This window comes from Bacillus sp. FSL K6-2861, assembly GCF_038630725.1.
Classification (GTDB): domain Bacteria; phylum Bacillota; class Bacilli; order Bacillales; family Bacillaceae; genus Bacillus; species Bacillus velezensis.
This window is the reverse complement of sequence record NZ_CP152037.1, coordinates 352310-371057: the sequence shown is the minus strand read 5'-3', so window position 1 is coordinate 371057 and position 18748 is coordinate 352310. Positions and strand designations below refer to the sequence as shown.

Genomic DNA, 18748 nt, shown 5'->3' with positions numbered 1-18748 from the left:
GGTGATTGATACTCTTGAAAACATTAAAAGCACTGCTGCTTGTTCTTATCATCATTGCCGGAGCAGTCGCGGCCCTGATCAAGGGTGATCTTTTCTCAGATAACGAGCAGACCGTTCAGAAGAGTGATTACGACAAAGTAATCCTATTTCCGTCCGATCGATATCCGGAAACAGCAAAGCATATTAAGGACGCGATAAAAGAAGGGCATTCCAGCATATGCACCATTGACAGAGACGGAGTACATAAGCGGCGTGAGCAATCTCTTAAACATGTGCCCGTCAAAACGGGATACGATAGGGATGAATGGCCGATGGCGGTTTGTAAACAGGGCGGAAATAATGCCTCCGTAGAATATATTTCTCCGGCAGACAACCGCGGAGCCGGCTCTTGGGTCGGACACCAGCTTACCAATGATCCCGACGGAACGAGAGTATTATTTAAAATCAAGTAAAAAACAGGAGGAACAGCGCATTGAATAAATCATGGAAACCGCAAGAACTGGCCATTTCTTATCATCAATTTACAATCTTCCAAAAAGATTCAGAACCGCCTGTTATCGATTGGACCGATGAAGCCATTGAAAAAGGATATGCGGAAGCTGACGGAGCTGTTTCATTTGAGGCAAGGAGAAATACGAGGGCATTTATCGTCCTCAGGCTTAACACAAGTGAACCGGTACCATCCTATGAGAAAAAAGCGACTGTTCCCTTTGAGGCTGTAAAAGATGGAATTGAGATTGAAAGCGTGATGTCAAAGCGGCTTTCTTTTAATATTCCGAAAGGCCGATACAGCCTTACCTGTTATTCAGTGCCTGCCGAATTATCCGATCTTCATGCGGATACGTATATTATTGATGCAGCCGCAATGTAAAAGAAATCCCTGAGAGAATCTTATTTCTCTCAGGGAACTTTTATAAACTTTTACCGTTTGTTTCAATTACATTCTGGTACCAATAAAAACTTTTTTTCCTGATCCGTTTCAAATCCTTTTCATCTTCTTCATCTCGATTGATATAGACAAAACCGTAGCGTTTTTGATAGCCGTTCAGCCAGCTTAATAGATCCGTGAATGACCAGCTGCAGTAGCCGATGAGATGAACTCCGTCACTAATGGCCTCTCTGCACTGTTCAAGATGGGAGCGTAAATAGTCAATTCTGTAATCATCCTGAATTGAGCCGTCTTCTTCTATTTTATCGAATTCCCCCAGCCCGTTTTCTGTTATAAAAACCGGCAGCTCATAGCGGCTCGTTATACGCCGGAGGCCGATGCGCAGACCTATCGGGTCAATCGTCCAATCCCAATTACTCGTCACGAGGTTAGGATTCTTTTTCGTTTTAAACAGCCCCGGTATACCAGTATCCTGGTTTGTCCCTTTCTGACCAGTCGTGTTCATTTTCCCCTCCGATACACCGTCAAGAGGATTTCTTTCGTACGTAATCGTCTGATAATAATTAACACCGATAAAATCCGGCTTGCCTTTTGCAAGCAATTCCATATCCCCGGCTTCAATGGCGGGCGCCCAGCCCTTTTCCTTTAAATAATTGAAAGGAATTTGCGGATAAGTCCCCCGGCAATACATATCAAGCCACCAATGGTTCATAAATTCCTCTGCGTTTTCAAATGCAGTTATGTCTTCAGGGTGACTTGTAAGCGGATAAGCCGGTGAATAAGCGAAGCTCGGGCCGATCATGCCGCCAGGAACATATTGTCTGAAGGATTCAATCGCTTTGGCATTAGCTAAAAATGCGATATGATTGGCTTCATAAAATCGTTTTCTGTCCTTTACGCCGGGCGGATGTGCAGCTGTAATAAACCCGTTATGAAAATTATAATTCTGCTCATTTAACGTGACCCAGTATTTCACCTTGCCGGCGAATCTTTTGTATAACGCAATACAGTAATTATTAAAATCATCAATCATTTTTCTTGATTCAAAGCCGCCGTATTCATCCATCAGCGCCTGAGGCAAGTCCCAGTGATAAAGAGTCAGCACCGGCTCAATATCGTTAGAAATCAATTCATCGATCAGGTCTTCGTAAAATGCGATCCCTGATTCGTTGATTTCCCCTCTGCCATTCGGAAAAATTCTCGGCCAGCTGACAGAAAAGCGGTAAGCTTTCAAACCCATTTCTGCCATCAAGGCGATATCTTCTTTATAACGCTCATAATGGCCGACTGCTGTATCGCCATTTGAGCCTTTAAACGTTTTACCCGGTATTTTCGTGAATAAGTCCCATACTGAAGGTCCTTTACCGTCTTTATTCCAGGCTCCTTCAACCTGATAGGCAGCCGAGGCTGACCCCCATAGAAATGTATCAGGGAACAGGCCCTGTTTTTTATGTATCATGTGTTTCATCCTCCTGATGCGTATGATATTGATATCATACGTTATGAAACGCGTTTCAGAGCAATCCCGATAAAAACAAAAAAGCATCCGGCTTGCCGGATGCTTAAGAATGATGATGCCGCTTTTCCAATTTATGAGGCGGAGGCTTCGGGACAAACCCATTTCGTTTCATCATGTTAAAGCGCCTGTCCATATGCTGTTTAATATGTTCTGCTTTTTCTTTCGGCAGGACTCCGTACTCAACATATTTGGATATGACATGTTTTCGTTTTTCGAGCACTTCTTTTTCAAGTAATTCAATTTCTTTTTTCTGCTGTTCCGTGAGTGACATGGTTGAAGGCATTTTTGTTCCGGCGGCGTGTGCCGGCATTGTGAAAACCATTGCTGTAATGAAAAACGCAGCTAAAGACAATGCAGCTTTTTTCATGACTCTTTCCTCCTTTAACGTTTGTTATATGTTGCTCCCTCATCCATTTTTTATGCAAAAAAAGAGCGAAATTATTCGCTCTTTTCAATCGATTCGTCCGGCAGCGCGTATGTGACATACGTTCCCGCTACAAAATCGTGGATTGACCGTTTGTCTTCTCTCATTCCGACCATGAATGCGCTCACGATCACACCGATTCCAAACGTCACGCCATATATCAGGCCGCCCACAAGTACTCTCAAAATCATAGTGAGGAAGCCTACCTGAGTGCCGTCTTTTTTGACGATGCGGATACCGCAGATCTTTTTGCCGATAACATAACCGTTCCAGTATACAGGGAGCAAAATAGCATAAAGAGTCAAAATGATGCTGATCATTGTGCTCTCATTCGGATCTTTTCCTGTTGCCAGCATAAAAATAATCGCCAAAGGCACTGAAGTAATTAAATAGTCGAGTACCACGGCTCCCAATCTGATCCAAAATCCCGCCGGTCTGTAAATATTCATCGTGTTTCTCCTCGCTATGGCTTTATAATCACTTTAATGTTGCCATCTTCTTTTTTGTCAAATATATCATATGCAGCAGGAGCTTCCGCAAGACTCATTTTGTGTGTAATGATATCCGTCGGATCAATTTCATTTTGTTCGATCATTTGATACAGCATCGGCATCAGATGAATAACGGGTGCCTGGCCCATTTTTAAAGAAACGTTGCGTGTGAAAAAATCACCGAGCGGAAAGCCGTCCGCTTCAGAAATGTATGCGCCCGTGAGCTGCACGGTTCCGAACTTTTTAACGGCTTCTGATGCTGTAAGAATCGGACTGATCGTTCCGAACTGATTCGGTTTTTGCTCTGTTTTTTCTTTTGAAAGCGGCGTGCCGTCCATTCCGACACAATCAATCACTACATCCGCGCCCCCTGACGTTTGTTCATGCAGCAGTTTCCCGATCTCATCATGTTCTGAAAAATTGAAGGTCTCTGCTCCGTTTATACGTCTCGCATGTTCAAGGCGGTGCGGGACTTGATCAACTGCGATAACCCGGTTAGCTCCTTTTTTCCACGCGAATTTTTGCGCCATTAAGCCGATCGGACCTGATCCCAGAATCACGACTGTATCTCCTTTTTTCACTCCGCTGTGCTGGACGCTCCAAAAGGCGGTCGGCATGACATCTGACAGAAGCAGCACCTGCTCATCTTCAAGCTCACTGTCTGCCGGAACCAGAAAAGAAGAGAAATCAGCATAAGGAACACGTAAATATTCAGCCTGCCCGCCGGGATAATTACCGTTAAACTCCGAAAAACCGAATAAGCCGCCGGCATCTGTATGAGGATTTGGATTAGATTCATCACACTGGCTTTCCATCTGGTGCTTGCAATAATGACATTCTCCGCAGCCGATGTTAAAAGGAATCACGACCCGATCGCCTTTTTTCAGCTTTTTGACTTGACTGCCCGTTTCTTCAACGATTCCCATCGGCTCATGCCCGACGATATAACCCGGATCGGCGGGTATTCCGTTTTTATATAAATGAAGGTCTGAACCGCATATCCCGGTTGCGGTGATTCGAACGATGACATCTCTCTCATCTTGAATGGCGGGTGCCGGGACTTCTTTCACTTCCATATGTTCTTTTCCTTGGTATGTCAGTGCTTTCACACTTGGTCAGCTCCTTTTTCATCACTCCTTCCCTTTTCACCTGCTTCTAAACTTGGCCGGTATGTTATTCGGCCCGCTGAATATCCCATTGAAAAGGATCTTCAAGCTGCGACCAATCGGAATCAAACTCAGACGGCGTGAGCAGGCACTGATCCAATTCCTTTGTAATGGCTGCTTCATCTAAATCTGTTCCGATAAACACCAGGTTCGTATGACGGTCTCCGAATTGGTCGTCCCAATCTTCCAGAATCTCCGGTTCCTGCTGTTTGATCTGCTCCTGCTCAAGTTTCGGCATTGCCGCCACCCAATAAGAAACAGGCTCAATCGAAACCGCCGGACCCGCCTGAGACATCAGCAGCGCAAGGCTGTTGCGGGTTGCGCACCAAACAATTCCTTTTGCGCGCACAATGCTGTCAGGCATTGATTGATGCAGCCAGCTGTCAAAACGAGCGGTATGAAACGGCAGACGCCGCGAGTACACAAACGAAGTGATGCCGTACTCTTCCGTTTCGGGAGTGTGCGCTTCATGACCTGCCGTCAGTTCCTTTATCCATCCTGCTGATGAACTCGCTTCCTCAAACTCAAATAAACCGGTATTCAATATGTATTCGGCGGGCACTTCTCCGCGGACGGACCGGATCAGTCTGGCGCGGGGCTGTAATGCGCGAAGGACCGTTTCCAGCTGTTCAAGCTCTTTTTCGCCCACCATGTCGCATTTATTTAAAATGAGTACATCACAAAACTCGATTTGGTCAATTAATAAATCGGCAATCACCCGTTCATCCTCTTCTCCTACCGCTTCCTTCCGGTCAAGAAGGCTGTCACCGGACTGGAAATCATGCCAGAAGCGGTTTGCATCCACCACGGTCACCATTGTGTCCAGCCTGCAGAATGTTGTCAGATCAATGCCCATTTCTTCATCTATATAAGAAAATGTCTGGGCAACGGGAATCGGTTCGCTGATCCCTGTTGATTCAATCACAATATAATCAAATCTGCCGTCTTTCGCGAGTTTCTCAACTTCGACTAATAAATCTTCACGCAGCGTGCAGCAGATACAGCCGTTGGATAATTCTACGAGTTTCTCATCCGTCCTTGACAAGCCGCCTCCCTGCTTCACCAAGCCCGCGTCTATATTTACTTCGCTCATGTCATTGACGATGACGGCAATTTTTAAACCGTTGCGGTTTTGTAAAATATGATTCAAAACGGTCGTCTTTCCGGCACCAAGATAGCCGCTCAATACTGTAACCGGAATTTTTTTCATAAAATAGCCTCCTGACAAAATAGAATGATTACGATTTATACCCTGCACCTGCCTTATTATCATCATGATGTACATTATTATAAATCGTAATCGTTACTATTTATTCTGATGTATTCTCCGTTTAAAATCAAGTGAAAAATAATCAATCATAAAAAAGACACGCTGTCATACGTGTCTTCCGCCCAAACTTAAACATCCGCAGGACTGTTTTCAGTGCCACAGCTTTTTCTCCAAAAATAGCCTGCGGCCAGAACAAGCACAAATGCGAGCAATGTGATACATGAGAAAGAGATAAAACCGATCGCATAAGTTCCCGTCATCTGCTTCAATGATCCTAAAATATTCGGAAGGAAAAAACCCCCTATGCCGCCGGCTGCTCCGACGATTCCCGTCACCATTCCGATTTCTTTTGCAAAGTGCTGAGGGACAAGCTGAAATACCGCTCCGTTGCCCATACCGAGCGCCATCATTCCGATAAACAGCAGAACGATCACCGTTGAAAGCGGAGGCAGACTGCTGACTCCCGCCATACACAGAGCCGCGATGACAAACAGTACAGCCAGAACTTTCGCACCTCCCGCCCGGTCTGAAATCCAGCCTCCTGCAGGGCGAAAAAAACTGCCCGCTGCGACACATATTGTGACGAAATCACCGGCATGGATTTTTGACAATTGATATTGATCAACGAAAAAAATCGCCAAAAAACTTGATAATCCCACAAAACCTCCGAAAGTGACGCCGTACAGAAGACAGAAACACCATGTTTCCTTCTGCCTGAAAACGTGAAGGTAGTTTTTAAGCGGCTGCGGTGCGGGCTGTGCAGGAGAGTCCTTCGCCATGACGATAAACAGTATAAAAACGATCATCAACGGAAGAAGCGCAATTCCCATTACACTGTGCCACCCAAACTGTTCCGCAAGGCGGGGACCGAACAATGTCGCAAACAAAGTGCCGCTGTTGCCGGCACCTGCTATCCCCATCGCAAGCCCCTGCAAGTGAGGCGGATACCACCGGCTCGCCATCGGAAGCGCAACAGCAAAACTTGCGCCCGCTACGCCCAGCAGAATGCCGATCGCATACAGCTCAGTCAAAGAACGGCCGCCGAATGCCCCCCAAAGCAGCGGGATCATCGTGATCAGCATCCCGATCACAGCTGTTTTCTTCGGCCCGATCCTGTCCGTTAACACACCTAAAATGATCCGAAACACAGATCCTGATAAGATCGGCAGAGCCACGACAAACCCTTTTTCAAAAGAAGATAACCCGAAATCCTGAGAAATATAAACGCCGAGCGCCCCCAGCATTACCCAAATCATAAAACTCACATCAAAATATAAGAAGGAACAGAGCAGAGTGAGCGGATGACCGCTTGTTTTTAATTCCGACAGCTTCATAACATTCTCCTTTCCGGTCTTCTATCATTTCAAATTGCTGAATCAAGAATATATGACCGGCATTCACCGGAAAAGACATGTGTAAGATAATGCGACACATTTAATGCGTTAATCAGGCAATGTGCCATAATTTCTCATAGAGAAGCAATCTTACAGGCAGCTGCAAAGGAGGTTTGGCGAATGAAGAAACAACGATTAATTGCAGCAGGGAACGGAATGGCCGGAATCCGCTGTATTGAACACATTTTAAAGATGAACCGTGACATGTTTGAGATTTTCATTTTCGGAAGCGAACCTCATCCCAATTACAATCGCATTCTCTTATCCTCCGTTTTACAAGGTGAGGTTTCGCTTGATGACATTACGCTGAATAGCCGCGAATGGTACGAAAAAAACGGAATTACGCTTTACACGGGAGAAACGGTTGTACACATTGATACAGAACGGCAGGTTGTCACAACGGATCGGAAGCGCAGCATGACTTACGATCAAATCATCCTTGCAACGGGCTCCTCTCCTTATATTCTCCCCATACCCGGAGCAGATAAAGAAGGTGTGTACGGCTTTCGGACAATAGAAGACTGCCAATCCCTTATCAATGCGGCCGGCCGGTATCAAAAGGCGGCGGTCATCGGCGCCGGTTTATTAGGTCTTGAAGCGGCCGTCGGCTTACGGCAGCTCGGCATGGACGTCAGCGTCATTCACCACTCTTCCGCCATTATGCAAAAACAGCTTGATCAAACGGCATCCCGCCTGCTGCAGAAAGAGCTGGAACGAAAAGGCTTAGTCTTTCTTTTAGAGAAAGACACGGCATCCATTACAGGGAACTCACGGGCGGAAGGCATCCGTTTCAAAGACGGTTGTTCCATAGAAGCAGACCTGATTGTCATGGCCGCCGGTGTGAAGCCCAATATCCGATTGGCTGCATCTGCCGGACTTTCAGTGAACAGAGGAATCATCGTCAATCAATTCATGCAGACGAACAAACCGAATGTGTATACCGTCGGTGAATGCGCGGAGCATGACGGGATTGTATACGGATTGGCGGCGCCGCTTTATGAACAGGGAAAAGTGCTCGCGCAGCATCTATGCGGCGTCCCGTGCGAAGGGTTTCAGGGCTTTGCACAATCTGCGGCCTTAAAAATAGCCGGTATTGATGTATGGTCGGCAGGAAAGGTGCACGAGGATGAGCACACAGCCGGCATATTGTTCCATGATGAGCATGCAGGCATCTACAAAAAAGCGCTCTTTGAGGACGATAAACCGGCCGGCTTTATTTTATTCGGGGACACGCGCGGTAAACAGCGGCTTCTCGACAGTCTTGTGAAGCAAAGGGACATTTCCATCGTAAAAAAACAGCTCATGGAACCGGATCAAGGCGGTATATCCTTTGAATCCATGCCTCCCCATGAAACCATTTGCCAATGCAGCTCAGTGACCAAGTGCTCCATTGAAGAAGCGGTGAACAAATATGGCTTAAAAACCGCGGAGGAAGTGAAGCACATGACAAAAGCGTCCGGGTCTTGCGGAGGATGCAGGCCGCTCGTTGAAGACTTGCTGAAATATATGGCGAGCGATGATTACACAAAATCCTCCCGCCAGCCTTCGTTTTGCGGCTGCACCGATTTGACAGAAGAAGAAGTCATCGCCGAAATTCGCCGCCGTCCGTTCACTGATGCCGCCGAGGTAATGAGAGAGATCGGCTGGAAAACAGAAAACGGCTGCCGCATTTGTATTCCGGCGCTTCACTATTACTTGGAAAGGACGCGGCCTGATTTTATGCAGTTCAATGAAATATCGGCAGAAGAGACATGCACCCTGATTCCGCAAATGTACGGCGGACTGACACGTGCGGCAGAGCTCAAAAACATCGCAGACGTCATCGAAGCATACAGCATCCCCGGCGTTTCGATGACTGACAGTCACCGGCTGAGGCTTTCCGGAATCAGGCCAAATGACCTTGCAAGCATCAGAAAAGCACTGAACATGCCGGTTTTCTCCCCCCGGCACCGCAGGACGATTCAAATCAGAGCATGTACGTGCGGACAGCATCGCTCCTTTCAAGAGCTGGCAAGCAAGATTGAACGAGATACCGACACGCTTGCCGTCCCCGCTTATATATCCGTCAGCTTGTCATGTGAAAACAATTGCACCGATGCTTACATTCAGGATATCGGCGCGCTTCAGACACAAACTTGCTGGGAGATTTATATCGGGGGCGTCCGCGGAAAACAAGCCCGCGCCGGCAGCCTTTTTTGTGTGACGGATAACGAAGACAGTACCGCCGCTATGATGAAAGGCCTTATTCAATATTATCGCGAAACGGCTCACTACAACGAAGCGATTTATCAATGGGTTGACAGACTCGGCCTCGTCCATATCAGAGAAATGCTGTTTGAAGAAGATATGCGGACACAGCTTCTGAAAAATCTCCGTTCAGACATATCCCTGCTGCAAAACCTGTCTGCCGGGAAAACGCCATACGAAAGGATGAAGCTTTTTGACTGAACCGATGCTCCGTTATTTCCGTGACAAACTGCAAGATATTCAATCGGAAAAAACATATGAGACGCAATGCCCGTTCTGCAGCATGCAATGCAAAATGCAGCTTACGGAACAAACCTTCGCGGCACGGAAGAAATACACTGCAATCGGCATTGATAATCCGACGACACATGGCCGTATATGTACAAAAGGCATGAATGCCCATCAGCATGCCGTGCACTCTTCCCGCATTACACGCCCCCTGCTTAAAAAAAACGGTGAATTTGTGCCTGTCTCTTGGGCTGAAGCACTGAATCGCATTAAGGAACAAATCAATCTGATCCAAACCGAACACGGCAATGATGCGATGGCCGTCTACGGGAGCGCCTCAATTACAAATGAAGAAGCCTATCTGCTTGGAAAGTTCGCACGGGTTGGCTTACAGACGAAATACATCGATTACAACGGGCGGCTCTGTATGTCTGCCGCAGCAACGGCGGCCGGCCAGACATTCGGCGCGGACAGGGGCCTGACGAATCCATTATCGGACATCCCGCATACACGTGTCATCATCCTGGCCGGCACCAATATCGCCGAATGCCAGCCGACGATCATGCCGTATTTTGATAAAGCGAAAGAAAACGGAGCTTACATTATCGCCATTGATCCCCGGGAAACGGCGACGACCAAAATAGCCGATCTTCACCTGAAAATCAAGCCCGGCACAGACGCAGCCCTGGCAAACGGACTCGTCAAAATCTGCATTGACGAACAGCTTACAGACAAAGACTTTATCCGCACACGCACAAACGGATTCGATAAGCTCAAACAGCATACCGACGCTTTGGATCTGAAAGAGATCTCCGAGCAGACAAGTGTTCCTTTGGAGCATATGCGAAAGGCCGCCGTGAAGTTTGCCAAGGAAACATCCGGCATGCTGTTTACAGCGCGGGGGATCGAACAGCAGACTGACGGTACCGCGGCAGTGAAAGCTTTCTTAAATATGGTGCTGATCACCGGAAAAATCGGCAAGCCCTTCTCAGGTTACGGGGCGATTACCGGTCAAGGCAACGGACAAGGCGCGAGAGAACACGGCCAAAAAGCGGATCAGCTTCCGGGCTACCGTTCTATCGAAAATGAAGAACACCGGGCGTATATTGCGAAGATGTGGGGGATTCATCAGGATGAGCTGCCGCAAAAAGGCGTCTCAGCCTATGAAATGATAGAAAAAATAGATAGCGGCGACATCAAAGGACTGTTTCTCATGTGTTCCAATCCGGCTGTTTCCGGCCCAAATGCGAATTTCGTCAAGCAGGCAATCAAGAAACTGAGATTTTTTGTCGCAGTTGACTTATTTATTTCTGAGACCGCGGCATTCGCGGATGTGATTTTACCCGCCTCCTCTTATTTGGAAGACGAAGGCACGATGACAAATGTAGAAGGCCGCGTGACATTAAGAGAAGCGAGCCGCACCTGTCCCGGAGAAGCGAAACATGATTGGCAGATCATCTGTGACATTGCCTCGGCTCTTGGTAAAGGGCATTATTTTCCCTATACGTCGGCGGAGGAAATCTTTAACGAACTGAGAGAAGCAAGCCGCGGCGGAATTGCTGATTACGCAGGCATCACCTATGACAGGCTCAGGCGGGAAGGCGGCATTCAGTGGCCATGTCCTGAAGCGGATCACCCCGGAACCGGGCGATTGTTTGAGCACTCATTTGCCCATCCCGATCACAGAGCTGAATTAAGCGTGATTCCAAATGAACCGGCCGTCCCGAAAGAGAAACCGAGCGCCGGCTATCCGCTTTATTTAACCACGGGCAGGGTGATGTCTCATTACTTAACGGGTGTACAAACGAGAAAAAGCTCCGCCCTGGCTGCAAGACATTTCGAATCCTTTGTGGAAATCCACCCAAAAACGGCGGCCGACTATCATATCGAAGACCGTGTTCTCGTGAAAGTAGAATCCCCCCGGGGCAGCATCACGGTCCGGAGCAGATGGTCGGAGAAAGTACGAAAAGACACGTTGTTTGTTCCCATCCATTGGTCTGACACGCAAAACGTCAACGATTTAATTGGTGAAGCCTTGGACCCGGACTGTAAAATGCCCGGTTTTAAGATGTGCGCGGTACGAATCAGCCCTATATAATTTTTCATAAAATTTTTAGATTTTTTAGTATTTTTTGTTACATTTCATAACATGCATCTTAAATATTTGTTTTTGCTGTGCTACGCTAAAAAAAACAAAGATAAGGAGCGGATCATCTGATGGGAAAAAAACAGCTAGTTCTTGTTGGAAATGGAATGGCCGGGGTAAGAGCGATTGAAGAAATACTGCGTGTTTCAAAAGACGAATTCGAGATTACAATATTCGGGGCCGAACCTCATCCCAACTATAACCGAATCCTTCTGTCAAAAGTGCTGCAAGGCGATACCGACATTCAAGACATTACGTTAAACGATTGGAACTGGTACAAAGAAAACAACATTCAGCTGTATACCGGTGAAACAGTCATCAAAGTCGACACGGAAAACAAAACCGTCATCACCGATGCAGACAGAATCCAGCCTTACGATGAACTCATCCTGGCGACAGGCTCTGTCCCTTTTATCCTTCCGATTCCGGGCGCAGACAAAAAAGGCGTCACGGCATTCCGGGATATAAAAGATACAGACACGATGCTCGCCGCGTCAAAACAATATAAAAAAGCAGCCGTCATCGGCGGAGGACTGCTGGGTTTGGAAGCCGCACGCGGACTGCTGAACCTCGGCATGGACGTGTCTGTCATCCACCTCGCCCCATTCCTGATGGAGCGCCAGCTTGACGCAGCGGCGGGACGCCTGCTGCAAAACGAATTAGAGAAACAAGGCATGACCTTTTTCCTTGAAAAGCAAACCGAAGAAATTCTCGGTACTGACCGTGTCGAAGGCGTACGCTTTAAAGACGGCACAAGCATCGAAGCTGATCTGGTCGTCATGGCCGTCGGCATCCGCCCGAATACACAGCTTGGCACAGAAAGCGGCATTCCGGTAAACCGCGGAATCATTGTCAACGATTATATGCAGACTGACATTCCGCACATTTACGCGGTCGGTGAATGTGCCGAGCACCGCGGAATCGCATACGGTCTTGTGGCGCCGCTCTATGAACAGGCAAAAGTGCTGGCCAAACATATTTGCGGCATTGAAACAAAACCGTATGAAGGCTCCGTTCTCTCCACTCAATTAAAGGTATCAGGCGTCGAAGTCTTCTCTGCCGGTGACTTTAACGAATCAGAGGACAAAAAAGCGATTAAAGTGTTCGATGAGCAGGACGGCATTTATAAAAAAATCGTCCTGAGGGGCAATCAAATTGTCGGCGCTGTTTTGTTCGGAGACAGCAGCGAGGGCAGCCGCCTGTTTTCAATGATTCAAAAACAAGCCGATATCTCTGAAACCTCCAAAATATCAATCTTACAGCCTCTTGATCAGGAAGCAGGCGCAAGCATGACCGCGGCGATGAGCGACGATGAAATCATCTGCGGGTGCAACGGCGTTTCAAAAGGCGCGATTATTCAAGCCATTCAGGAAAAAGGCTGCACATCAACGGACGAAATCAAAGCATGCACCGGGGCATCCCGTTCCTGCGGAGGCTGTAAACCGCTCGTGGACGACATTCTTCAATATACACTGGGCTCAGAATTTGACGCGTCCGCGCAAAAAGAAGCGATTTGCGGCTGTACCTCACTGTCGAGAGATGAAGTCGTAGAAGAAATCAAAGCCAAAGGGCTGTCCCATACAAGAGAAATCATGAACGTGCTCGGATGGAAAACGCCGGAGGGCTGCTCCAAATGCCGGCCTGCCCTCAACTACTACTTAGGCATGATTAATCCGGCTACATACGAGGATGACAGAACATCCCGTTTTGTGAACGAACGGATGCACGCCAATATTCAAAAGGACGGAACATACTCAGTCGTTCCCCGGATGTACGGGGGCGTAACCAACTCTCAAGATCTCCGCAAGATCGCCGATGTCGTCGACAAATATGAGATCCCGCTCGTTAAAATGACAGGCGGCCAGCGAATTGATCTCATCGGCGTCAAAAAAGAAGACCTGCCGAAAGTATGGGCCGAGCTTGATATGCCGTCAGGCTACGCGTACGGAAAAACACTCCGCACGGTAAAAACGTGCGTAGGCGAACAATTCTGCCGCTTCGGCACGCAAGACTCCATGGCACTGGGCATTGCGCTTGAGAAAAAATTCGAAGGGCTCAATACGCCTCATAAGGTCAAAATGGCCGTGTCCGCCTGCCCTCGGAACTGTGCGGAATCAGGCATTAAGGACCTTGGCGTTGTCGGCATCGACGGAGGCTGGGAGCTTTATGTCGGCGGAAACGGCGGAACCCATTTGCGCGCCGGTGATTTGCTGATGAAAGTAAAAACGAATGAAGAAGTCTTAGAATATGCGGGTGCTTACCTTCAGTACTACAGAGAAACGGCAAACTATCTGGAGCGGACATCCGCATGGCTTGAGCGCGTCGGTTTATCTCATGTCCAATCCGTATTAAACGATCCGGAAAAACGGCAGGAGCTCAACGACAGAATGAATGAGACACTCTCTGTCCACAAAGATCCGTGGCAATACTTCCTTAAAGATAAAAAAGCATCTCAAGATCTATTCGAAAATGTCGTCACGACTTCATAAAACAGTAAGGGGGAACGGACATGGTTAATAAAGATATGACAAAGGTTTGCATAGGCAAAGTAAACGAATTACCCGAGGAGTTAGGAAAAACCGTATATATAGAAGATAAAGAGCTTGCCGTATTTAAGCTTTCTGACGGGAGCGTCCGCGCCGTCGAAAACCGCTGTCCCCATAAAGGGGGCGTCTTGGCTGAAGGTATCGTCAGCGGAGAATACGTCTTCTGCCCGATGCATGACTGGAAAATCTCCTTAGAAGACGGAAAAGTCCAAGAGCCGGATCATGGCTGTGTCAAAACATACGAAACACTGATCGAAGGAGAGAATGTATACCTCCTGTATTGATCAGACCGGATCACTTTTTCAAGTGGTCCTTCATTTTTTAAATTGCTGAAGGGATGACGCCATCATGAAAAACGGAATCGTATATTTTGTCGGTGCCGGACCAGGAGACCCGGGGCTGATCACCGTAAAAGGAAAACAGGCTCTGGAGAAAGCGGATATTATTTTGTATGACCGGCTCGCAAACCCAAAGTTTCTTGAATATGCCTCACCGGACTGCCGGTTCATTTATTGCGGAAAGCTGCCCGACCGCCATTTTATGAAACAGTCTGAGATAAATGCCCTGCTGATTGAAAAAGCGGCGGAGGGCTGCACCGTAGTCCGCTTGAAAGGCGGAGACCCAAGTGTGTTCGGCAGAGTCGGCGAAGAAGCAGAGGCGCTTCATCAGCACAGCATCCGCTATGAAATGGTGCCCGGCATCACCTCGGGAATCGCAGCGCCGCTGTATGCGGGAGTCCCCGTCACCCATCGTGATTTCGCTTCGTCCTTCGCGATGATCACCGCTCATGATACATCATTGCAAGGCAGGCCGAATCTCGACTGGGAAGGGCTTGCCCGAAGCGTTCAAACGCTTGTGTTTTACATGGGCGTTAAAAATCTGTCATTTATATGCCGTAAGCTTACGGAGTACGGAAAATCCCCTTCCGTTCCCGTACTCGTCATTCAATGGGGGACGTGGGGGCGGCAGCGGAGCGTTAAAGGAACGCTTCAGGATATCCATGAAAAAGTTCAAAGCCAAAACATCACCAACCCCGCCATTATCGTCATCGGTGATATTGTCAATTTTCAAACACACAGCTGGTTTGAAAGCAAACCGTTCATCGGGCGGCATATCATGGTTGTCACTCATGGCGATGAAGAACATACATTGACAGACAAGCTGCGCGAGTATGGCGCCGATGTTATCGAGTGGCCGAAGCGGATCGTTAAAAAAATGCCCGCAAACGAAAACATCCTGAAACAGATCAGCACCTTTGAACAACTATTTTTTACATCACGCCTTGCGGTATGCGAATTCTTTGACACACTGGCTTTCAAGCAGATCGACATCCGCCGGGTGACCGCAAGCCTGAATGCAGCGACTGAGGCCGCAAAGACGGAACTGACAAAACGGGGCTTTCTCCTATCCGAATGTCAACATGATTCTCCGCATTCGCTTATTGTGGGAAGCCGTCAAGCGACAGAAAACTTGCCAGACTCAAAATCATGCTCTTTTTATATCACCCATGAACATATCGCGGATGAGCGGTTCACTTCCATGATCGAACGCACGATCAGTGAGTCTCCTCTGCAAATGATTATCTGTACGGGCAAAGAATCCGCTCAGCATTTGATCAGCGCCGGAAAACAAATCGGCATATCACCGAATCCGTCAGCAAACCGCCCTCCCGTCATCTGCATGGGCGAAGACGTCCCCGCCGGCTGCGGGTTTACCGCCGTGAAAAATCAGGAACAGTTATTTGCGTTTATACGAAATGAAATGAAAGACATGCTCGTTCACAGCTGATACGCCGGAATGCTTTTCTGACCCCCCAGGCTCAACATCGGGGGTCAGCCCTTTTTTATTGTGTCACCAATTTTTTATGGTGAGTCGAATACATCGCCATCTGATCCGCCTGCGGGTCCAAATAGGCTTTGGCGCTGTTCACGGCGGTCGGCCCCTCCGTGAAACCGCCTGCAATCAATCTGAGCTTACTTTCATAATGGGCGGCGTCACCGGCGACAAACACGCCCGGAAGATTCGTCCGCATATGTCTGTCAGCTTTAATCCTGCCTTCTTCTATCTCAAGCCCCCAGTCCTTCATCGGACCGAGATCAATTTTAAATCCGTGGTTGATAATGAGCTCATCAAGCTTGATGTCTTCAGAAAGTCCGGACTCAGTTTGGCAAACGGTGACGCTCTCGATCCGTTCTCCGGTGCCGTTGAGATGCTTCAGACGATACGGCGCAAGCACCCGCACGGAAGACCGCTTCATTTTCGCCACGCTGCTTTCCAAACCGCCGAACTCCTCCCTGCGGTGCAAGACGGTAACAGACGCCGCAATCGGTTCCAGCTCATTCGCCCAGTCAACCGCGGTATCTCCCCCTCCGGAAATCACGACATGCTTCCCCTGAAACGCATCAAGCTTCTCCACTTTATAATGAAGGTTCTTTCCCGAATAACGGCTCGCATCCGCGCTGTCAAGTTCATTGACCTCAAGCGTTCCCATGCCGACGGCCAAAATCACCGTGCGTGTATAGTGCTTTTCCCCTTCGGAACTTTCCAGCACAATGGTTCCGTCTTCCAGCCGTTTAAATCCGGTCACCCGCTGATTCAACACGATATCCGGCTCAAATGTCGCAGCCTGTTCCTTCAGCTGCTTAATCAGCTGTTCTCCGGCAATCCCGGGTATTCCGCCGATATCACGGATGATTTTTTCAGGGAAAAACATAGACACTTTCCCTCCGAGCCGCGGCAAAAACTCGATCACTTTCGTTTTCAGCTCGCGCATCCCGCAATAAAAAGCCGCAAACAGGCCGATCGGGCCTCCGCCTATAATCGTGACGTCATACACCTCATGATTTTCCGCCATCGTTCTGCCTCCCGTTTATATCTATACTTCAACATTTTTAATTGAGAATCAATATCAATAAAAGTATAACACACATCGAGCAGCAGTGTTTATTCATTTCTCTCTTGCGGGAAAGGAGTGATTCAGAAGTGAGGTTCTGAGATTGATAAGCGGGAAGGTATTAAAACTGAAACCAGTACGGCGACTGGTTTCTTTTTTATCTCTTTTTCATCAGCATGATATCGAGATACAGCTGGCACCTTGTCCTGAAGTCGTTTAAATTAATTGATGTCATGTCAAGAATCTGTTTGATACGGTAGTTCAATGTGTTTTGATGAATAAAAAGCTGTTCTGCGGCTGGTTTTGTTTTGCAGTTATTGAGGAGATAGATTTCTAACGTTTTCAGCAGTTCGGTACTGCTTTCTCTGTCTTTGGCTTTTAATAACGCTAAATCATCGTTTACATATTCCAGTGAGGCGTTTTTTTCTTCGATGCTTTCAAGATAGCGGTAAATCCCGAGCTTACTGTATTCGTACGGGATATTTTCCTGGTTTCCGGTAATTTCGGCGGCCTTTATGACTTCAAGGGCCTCTATATAACTTTTGCCGAGCTTCAGGATGCTGCTGTATTCATTGCCGATTCCGATATAGATGGGAGTGGGGATCTTCTGAAAGTGAAAATGAGTCAGCAGTTTGTGGATGAATTCAGATGCTGCCGAAGTGCCGGAGCTTTTTTGCGAGAAGCTTGCGACGACGATGACAATATTGGAATCAATGGTTAAGACGTGACTGACTTTATCCCGCAAATTCAAGTACGATTTGATGTTTTCCTTCACATCTTCGACTGCCTCCCCATCCCCATTTGCGGCGTGCAGGACGACTACCGAAAAAACCGACGGCAGCACGGCGTTCATCTTTTCCGCTTCCCGCCTGAACTCCTTTTCAGAGGAGAATTGCTGAAAGATCGCCCGTTTCACCAGGTCTTCCGCTCTCTCTTCTTTTTCCTGTTTCAGCCGGTTCGTTTTATAGATGATTTTTCCGACATGGAATGAAGTTTCATATAAAAAATCGAGCTCCTCGTCCGTCAAGTTTCGGTCGAGCTCCTGAATCCAGATGTAGCCCATCACTTCCCCTTTATGTTTTGCGCTTACAACCACTCTCTGATTCAGTCCGATACTGTCTATTTTTTCGACACGGAACGGTTCAGGAACGGTTTTCAGCTTTTCGATCACCCCGTCCTTCAGAAACCTTTCAAAAATCTGCACGGGGCATTTTTTTGAAAATATCGTCTGCTGGTTGGCGGAGTCGAAGTGATTAATGTAATAAGAATTATAGGCAAGCAAAAAGAAATCCGCGCTTTCCAGAATAACGGGCTTCTGCAATTCATAACTGATGAAATCAATTAATTTATCAATGTCCGTAAATGAAAAAACTCTCTCTAAAAGCTCTTCCATACCTATTTCTCCTATGCTCTTTTTATCTTTATCATACTCTGCGGGGTGACTTTTTGTATAGAAAAAAATTCACATATTCCCAAAACGGAATTATCCGAAAGCCTGTATCGTGAAAAGAGGAAAAAGGGCGGTCCCTTCTTCC

15 protein-coding genes are annotated in these 18748 nt (G+C 47.6%); 7 read left to right on the top strand and 8 right to left on the bottom strand.

The window, feature by feature from the left end; translation table 11 throughout:
- Nucleotides 1-14: 14 nt before the first annotated feature.
- Nucleotides 15-452 carry a NucA/NucB deoxyribonuclease domain-containing protein gene (locus NYE62_RS01820; RefSeq protein WP_003156588.1) on the top strand — a complete coding sequence of 146 codons (438 nt, stop codon included), beginning with the start codon at nucleotides 15-17 and terminating at the stop codon, nucleotides 450-452.
- 20 nt (nucleotides 453-472) lie between these two features.
- Nucleotides 473-871, top strand: a complete 399-nt coding sequence (locus tag NYE62_RS01815) for a competence protein ComJ (RefSeq protein ID WP_015239128.1) — start codon at nucleotides 473-475, stop codon at nucleotides 869-871.
- 40 nt (nucleotides 872-911) lie between these two features.
- Here NYE62_RS01815 and NYE62_RS01810 read toward each other — a convergent pair whose 3' ends face one another.
- The 6 genes from NYE62_RS01810 to NYE62_RS01785 all read right to left on the bottom strand — a co-directional run bounded on the left by NYE62_RS01810 (nucleotide 912) and on the right by NYE62_RS01785 (nucleotide 7093).
- Nucleotides 912-2348, bottom strand: coding sequence for a family 1 glycosylhydrolase (locus NYE62_RS01810; protein WP_113766610.1), 1437 nt, complete (start codon nucleotides 2346-2348; stop codon nucleotides 912-914).
- A 103-nt stretch (nucleotides 2349-2451) separates the two neighbouring features.
- Nucleotides 2452-2775: a YckD family protein gene (locus NYE62_RS01805; protein ID WP_144664490.1), complete on the bottom strand. Its 324-nt coding sequence runs from the start codon at nucleotides 2773-2775 to the stop codon at nucleotides 2452-2454.
- Nucleotides 2776-2846: 71 nt separating this feature from the next.
- Entirely contained in the window at nucleotides 2847-3281 is a 435-nt protein-coding gene (locus NYE62_RS01800) for an RDD family protein (RefSeq protein ID WP_012116767.1), read from the bottom strand.
- Between the two features lie 14 nt (nucleotides 3282-3295).
- On the bottom strand, nucleotides 3296-4432 hold the full coding sequence (locus NYE62_RS01795; protein ID WP_342497192.1) for a zinc-dependent alcohol dehydrogenase: 1137 nt from the start codon (nucleotides 4430-4432) through the stop codon (nucleotides 3296-3298).
- Between the two features lie 64 nt (nucleotides 4433-4496).
- Nucleotides 4497-5699 (bottom strand): GTP-binding protein, encoded by a 1203-nt coding sequence (locus tag NYE62_RS01790; RefSeq protein ID WP_015239124.1) that lies wholly within the window; start codon nucleotides 5697-5699, stop codon nucleotides 4497-4499.
- Nucleotides 5700-5887: 188 nt separating this feature from the next.
- Nucleotides 5888-7093: a nitrate/nitrite transporter gene (locus tag NYE62_RS01785; RefSeq protein ID WP_094032057.1), complete on the bottom strand. Its 1206-nt coding sequence runs from the start codon at nucleotides 7091-7093 to the stop codon at nucleotides 5888-5890.
- 180 nt (nucleotides 7094-7273) lie between these two features.
- On the opposite strand from NYE62_RS01785, the gene nirB reads away from it, so the two are divergent.
- The 5 genes from nirB to cobA all read left to right on the top strand — a co-directional run bounded on the left by nirB (nucleotide 7274) and on the right by cobA (nucleotide 16108).
- The gene (gene nirB / locus NYE62_RS01780; protein WP_095352418.1) at nucleotides 7274-9601 is read left to right on the top strand and encodes a nitrite reductase large subunit NirB; all 2328 of its coding nucleotides are present in this window, start codon (nucleotides 7274-7276) and stop codon (nucleotides 9599-9601) included.
- Entirely contained in the window at nucleotides 9594-11726 is a 2133-nt protein-coding gene (locus NYE62_RS01775; protein WP_241457871.1) for a nitrate reductase, read from the top strand. Before nirB ends, NYE62_RS01775 begins: the two co-directional genes overlap by 8 nt.
- A gap of 119 nt (nucleotides 11727-11845) precedes the next feature.
- Nucleotides 11846-14263 carry an NADPH-nitrite reductase gene (gene nasD, locus NYE62_RS01770; protein WP_242750284.1) on the top strand — a complete coding sequence of 806 codons (2418 nt, stop codon included), beginning with the start codon at nucleotides 11846-11848 and terminating at the stop codon, nucleotides 14261-14263.
- Between the two features lie 20 nt (nucleotides 14264-14283).
- Nucleotides 14284-14604 carry a nitrite reductase small subunit NirD gene (gene nirD / locus NYE62_RS01765; protein WP_007409365.1) on the top strand — a complete coding sequence of 107 codons (321 nt, stop codon included), beginning with the start codon at nucleotides 14284-14286 and terminating at the stop codon, nucleotides 14602-14604.
- A 64-nt stretch (nucleotides 14605-14668) separates the two neighbouring features.
- Entirely contained in the window at nucleotides 14669-16108 is a 1440-nt protein-coding gene (gene cobA, locus NYE62_RS01760; protein ID WP_144664485.1) for a uroporphyrinogen-III C-methyltransferase, read from the top strand.
- A gap of 55 nt (nucleotides 16109-16163) precedes the next feature.
- On the opposite strand, the gene NYE62_RS01755 is transcribed toward cobA, so the two are convergent.
- Nucleotides 16164-17174: an NAD(P)/FAD-dependent oxidoreductase gene (locus NYE62_RS01755; RefSeq protein ID WP_144664484.1), complete on the bottom strand. Its 1011-nt coding sequence runs from the start codon at nucleotides 17172-17174 to the stop codon at nucleotides 16164-16166.
- Nucleotides 17175-17370: 196 nt separating this feature from the next.
- Nucleotides 17371-18606, bottom strand: coding sequence for a PucR family transcriptional regulator (locus NYE62_RS01750; RefSeq protein WP_003156600.1), 1236 nt, complete (start codon nucleotides 18604-18606; stop codon nucleotides 17371-17373).
- Nucleotides 18607-18748: the final 142 nt, after the last annotated feature.

Coding starts and splice junctions, on each gene's coding strand:
- cobA (WP_144664485.1), top strand. CDS start 14,669: ATGAAAAACGGAATCGTATATTTTGTCGGTGCCGGACCAGGAGACCCG.
- nasD (WP_242750284.1), top strand. CDS start 11,846: ATGGGAAAAAAACAGCTAGTTCTTGTTGGAAATGGAATGGCCGGGGTA.
- NYE62_RS01800 (WP_012116767.1), bottom strand. CDS start 3,281: ATGAATATTTACAGACCGGCGGGATTTTGGATCAGATTGGGAGCCGTG.
- nirD (WP_007409365.1), top strand. CDS start 14,284: ATGGTTAATAAAGATATGACAAAGGTTTGCATAGGCAAAGTAAACGAA.
- NYE62_RS01750 (WP_003156600.1), bottom strand. CDS start 18,606: ATGGAAGAGCTTTTAGAGAGAGTTTTTTCATTTACGGACATTGATAAA.
- NYE62_RS01790 (WP_015239124.1), bottom strand. CDS start 5,699: ATGAAAAAAATTCCGGTTACAGTATTGAGCGGCTATCTTGGTGCCGGA.
- NYE62_RS01810 (WP_113766610.1), bottom strand. CDS start 2,348: ATGATACATAAAAAACAGGGCCTGTTCCCTGATACATTTCTATGGGGG.
- nirB (WP_095352418.1), top strand. CDS start 7,274: ATGAAGAAACAACGATTAATTGCAGCAGGGAACGGAATGGCCGGAATC.
- NYE62_RS01805 (WP_144664490.1), bottom strand. CDS start 2,775: ATGAAAAAAGCTGCATTGTCTTTAGCTGCGTTTTTCATTACAGCAATG.
- NYE62_RS01755 (WP_144664484.1), bottom strand. CDS start 17,174: ATGGCGGAAAATCATGAGGTGTATGACGTCACGATTATAGGCGGAGGC.
- NYE62_RS01785 (WP_094032057.1), bottom strand. CDS start 7,093: ATGAAGCTGTCGGAATTAAAAACAAGCGGTCATCCGCTCACTCTGCTC.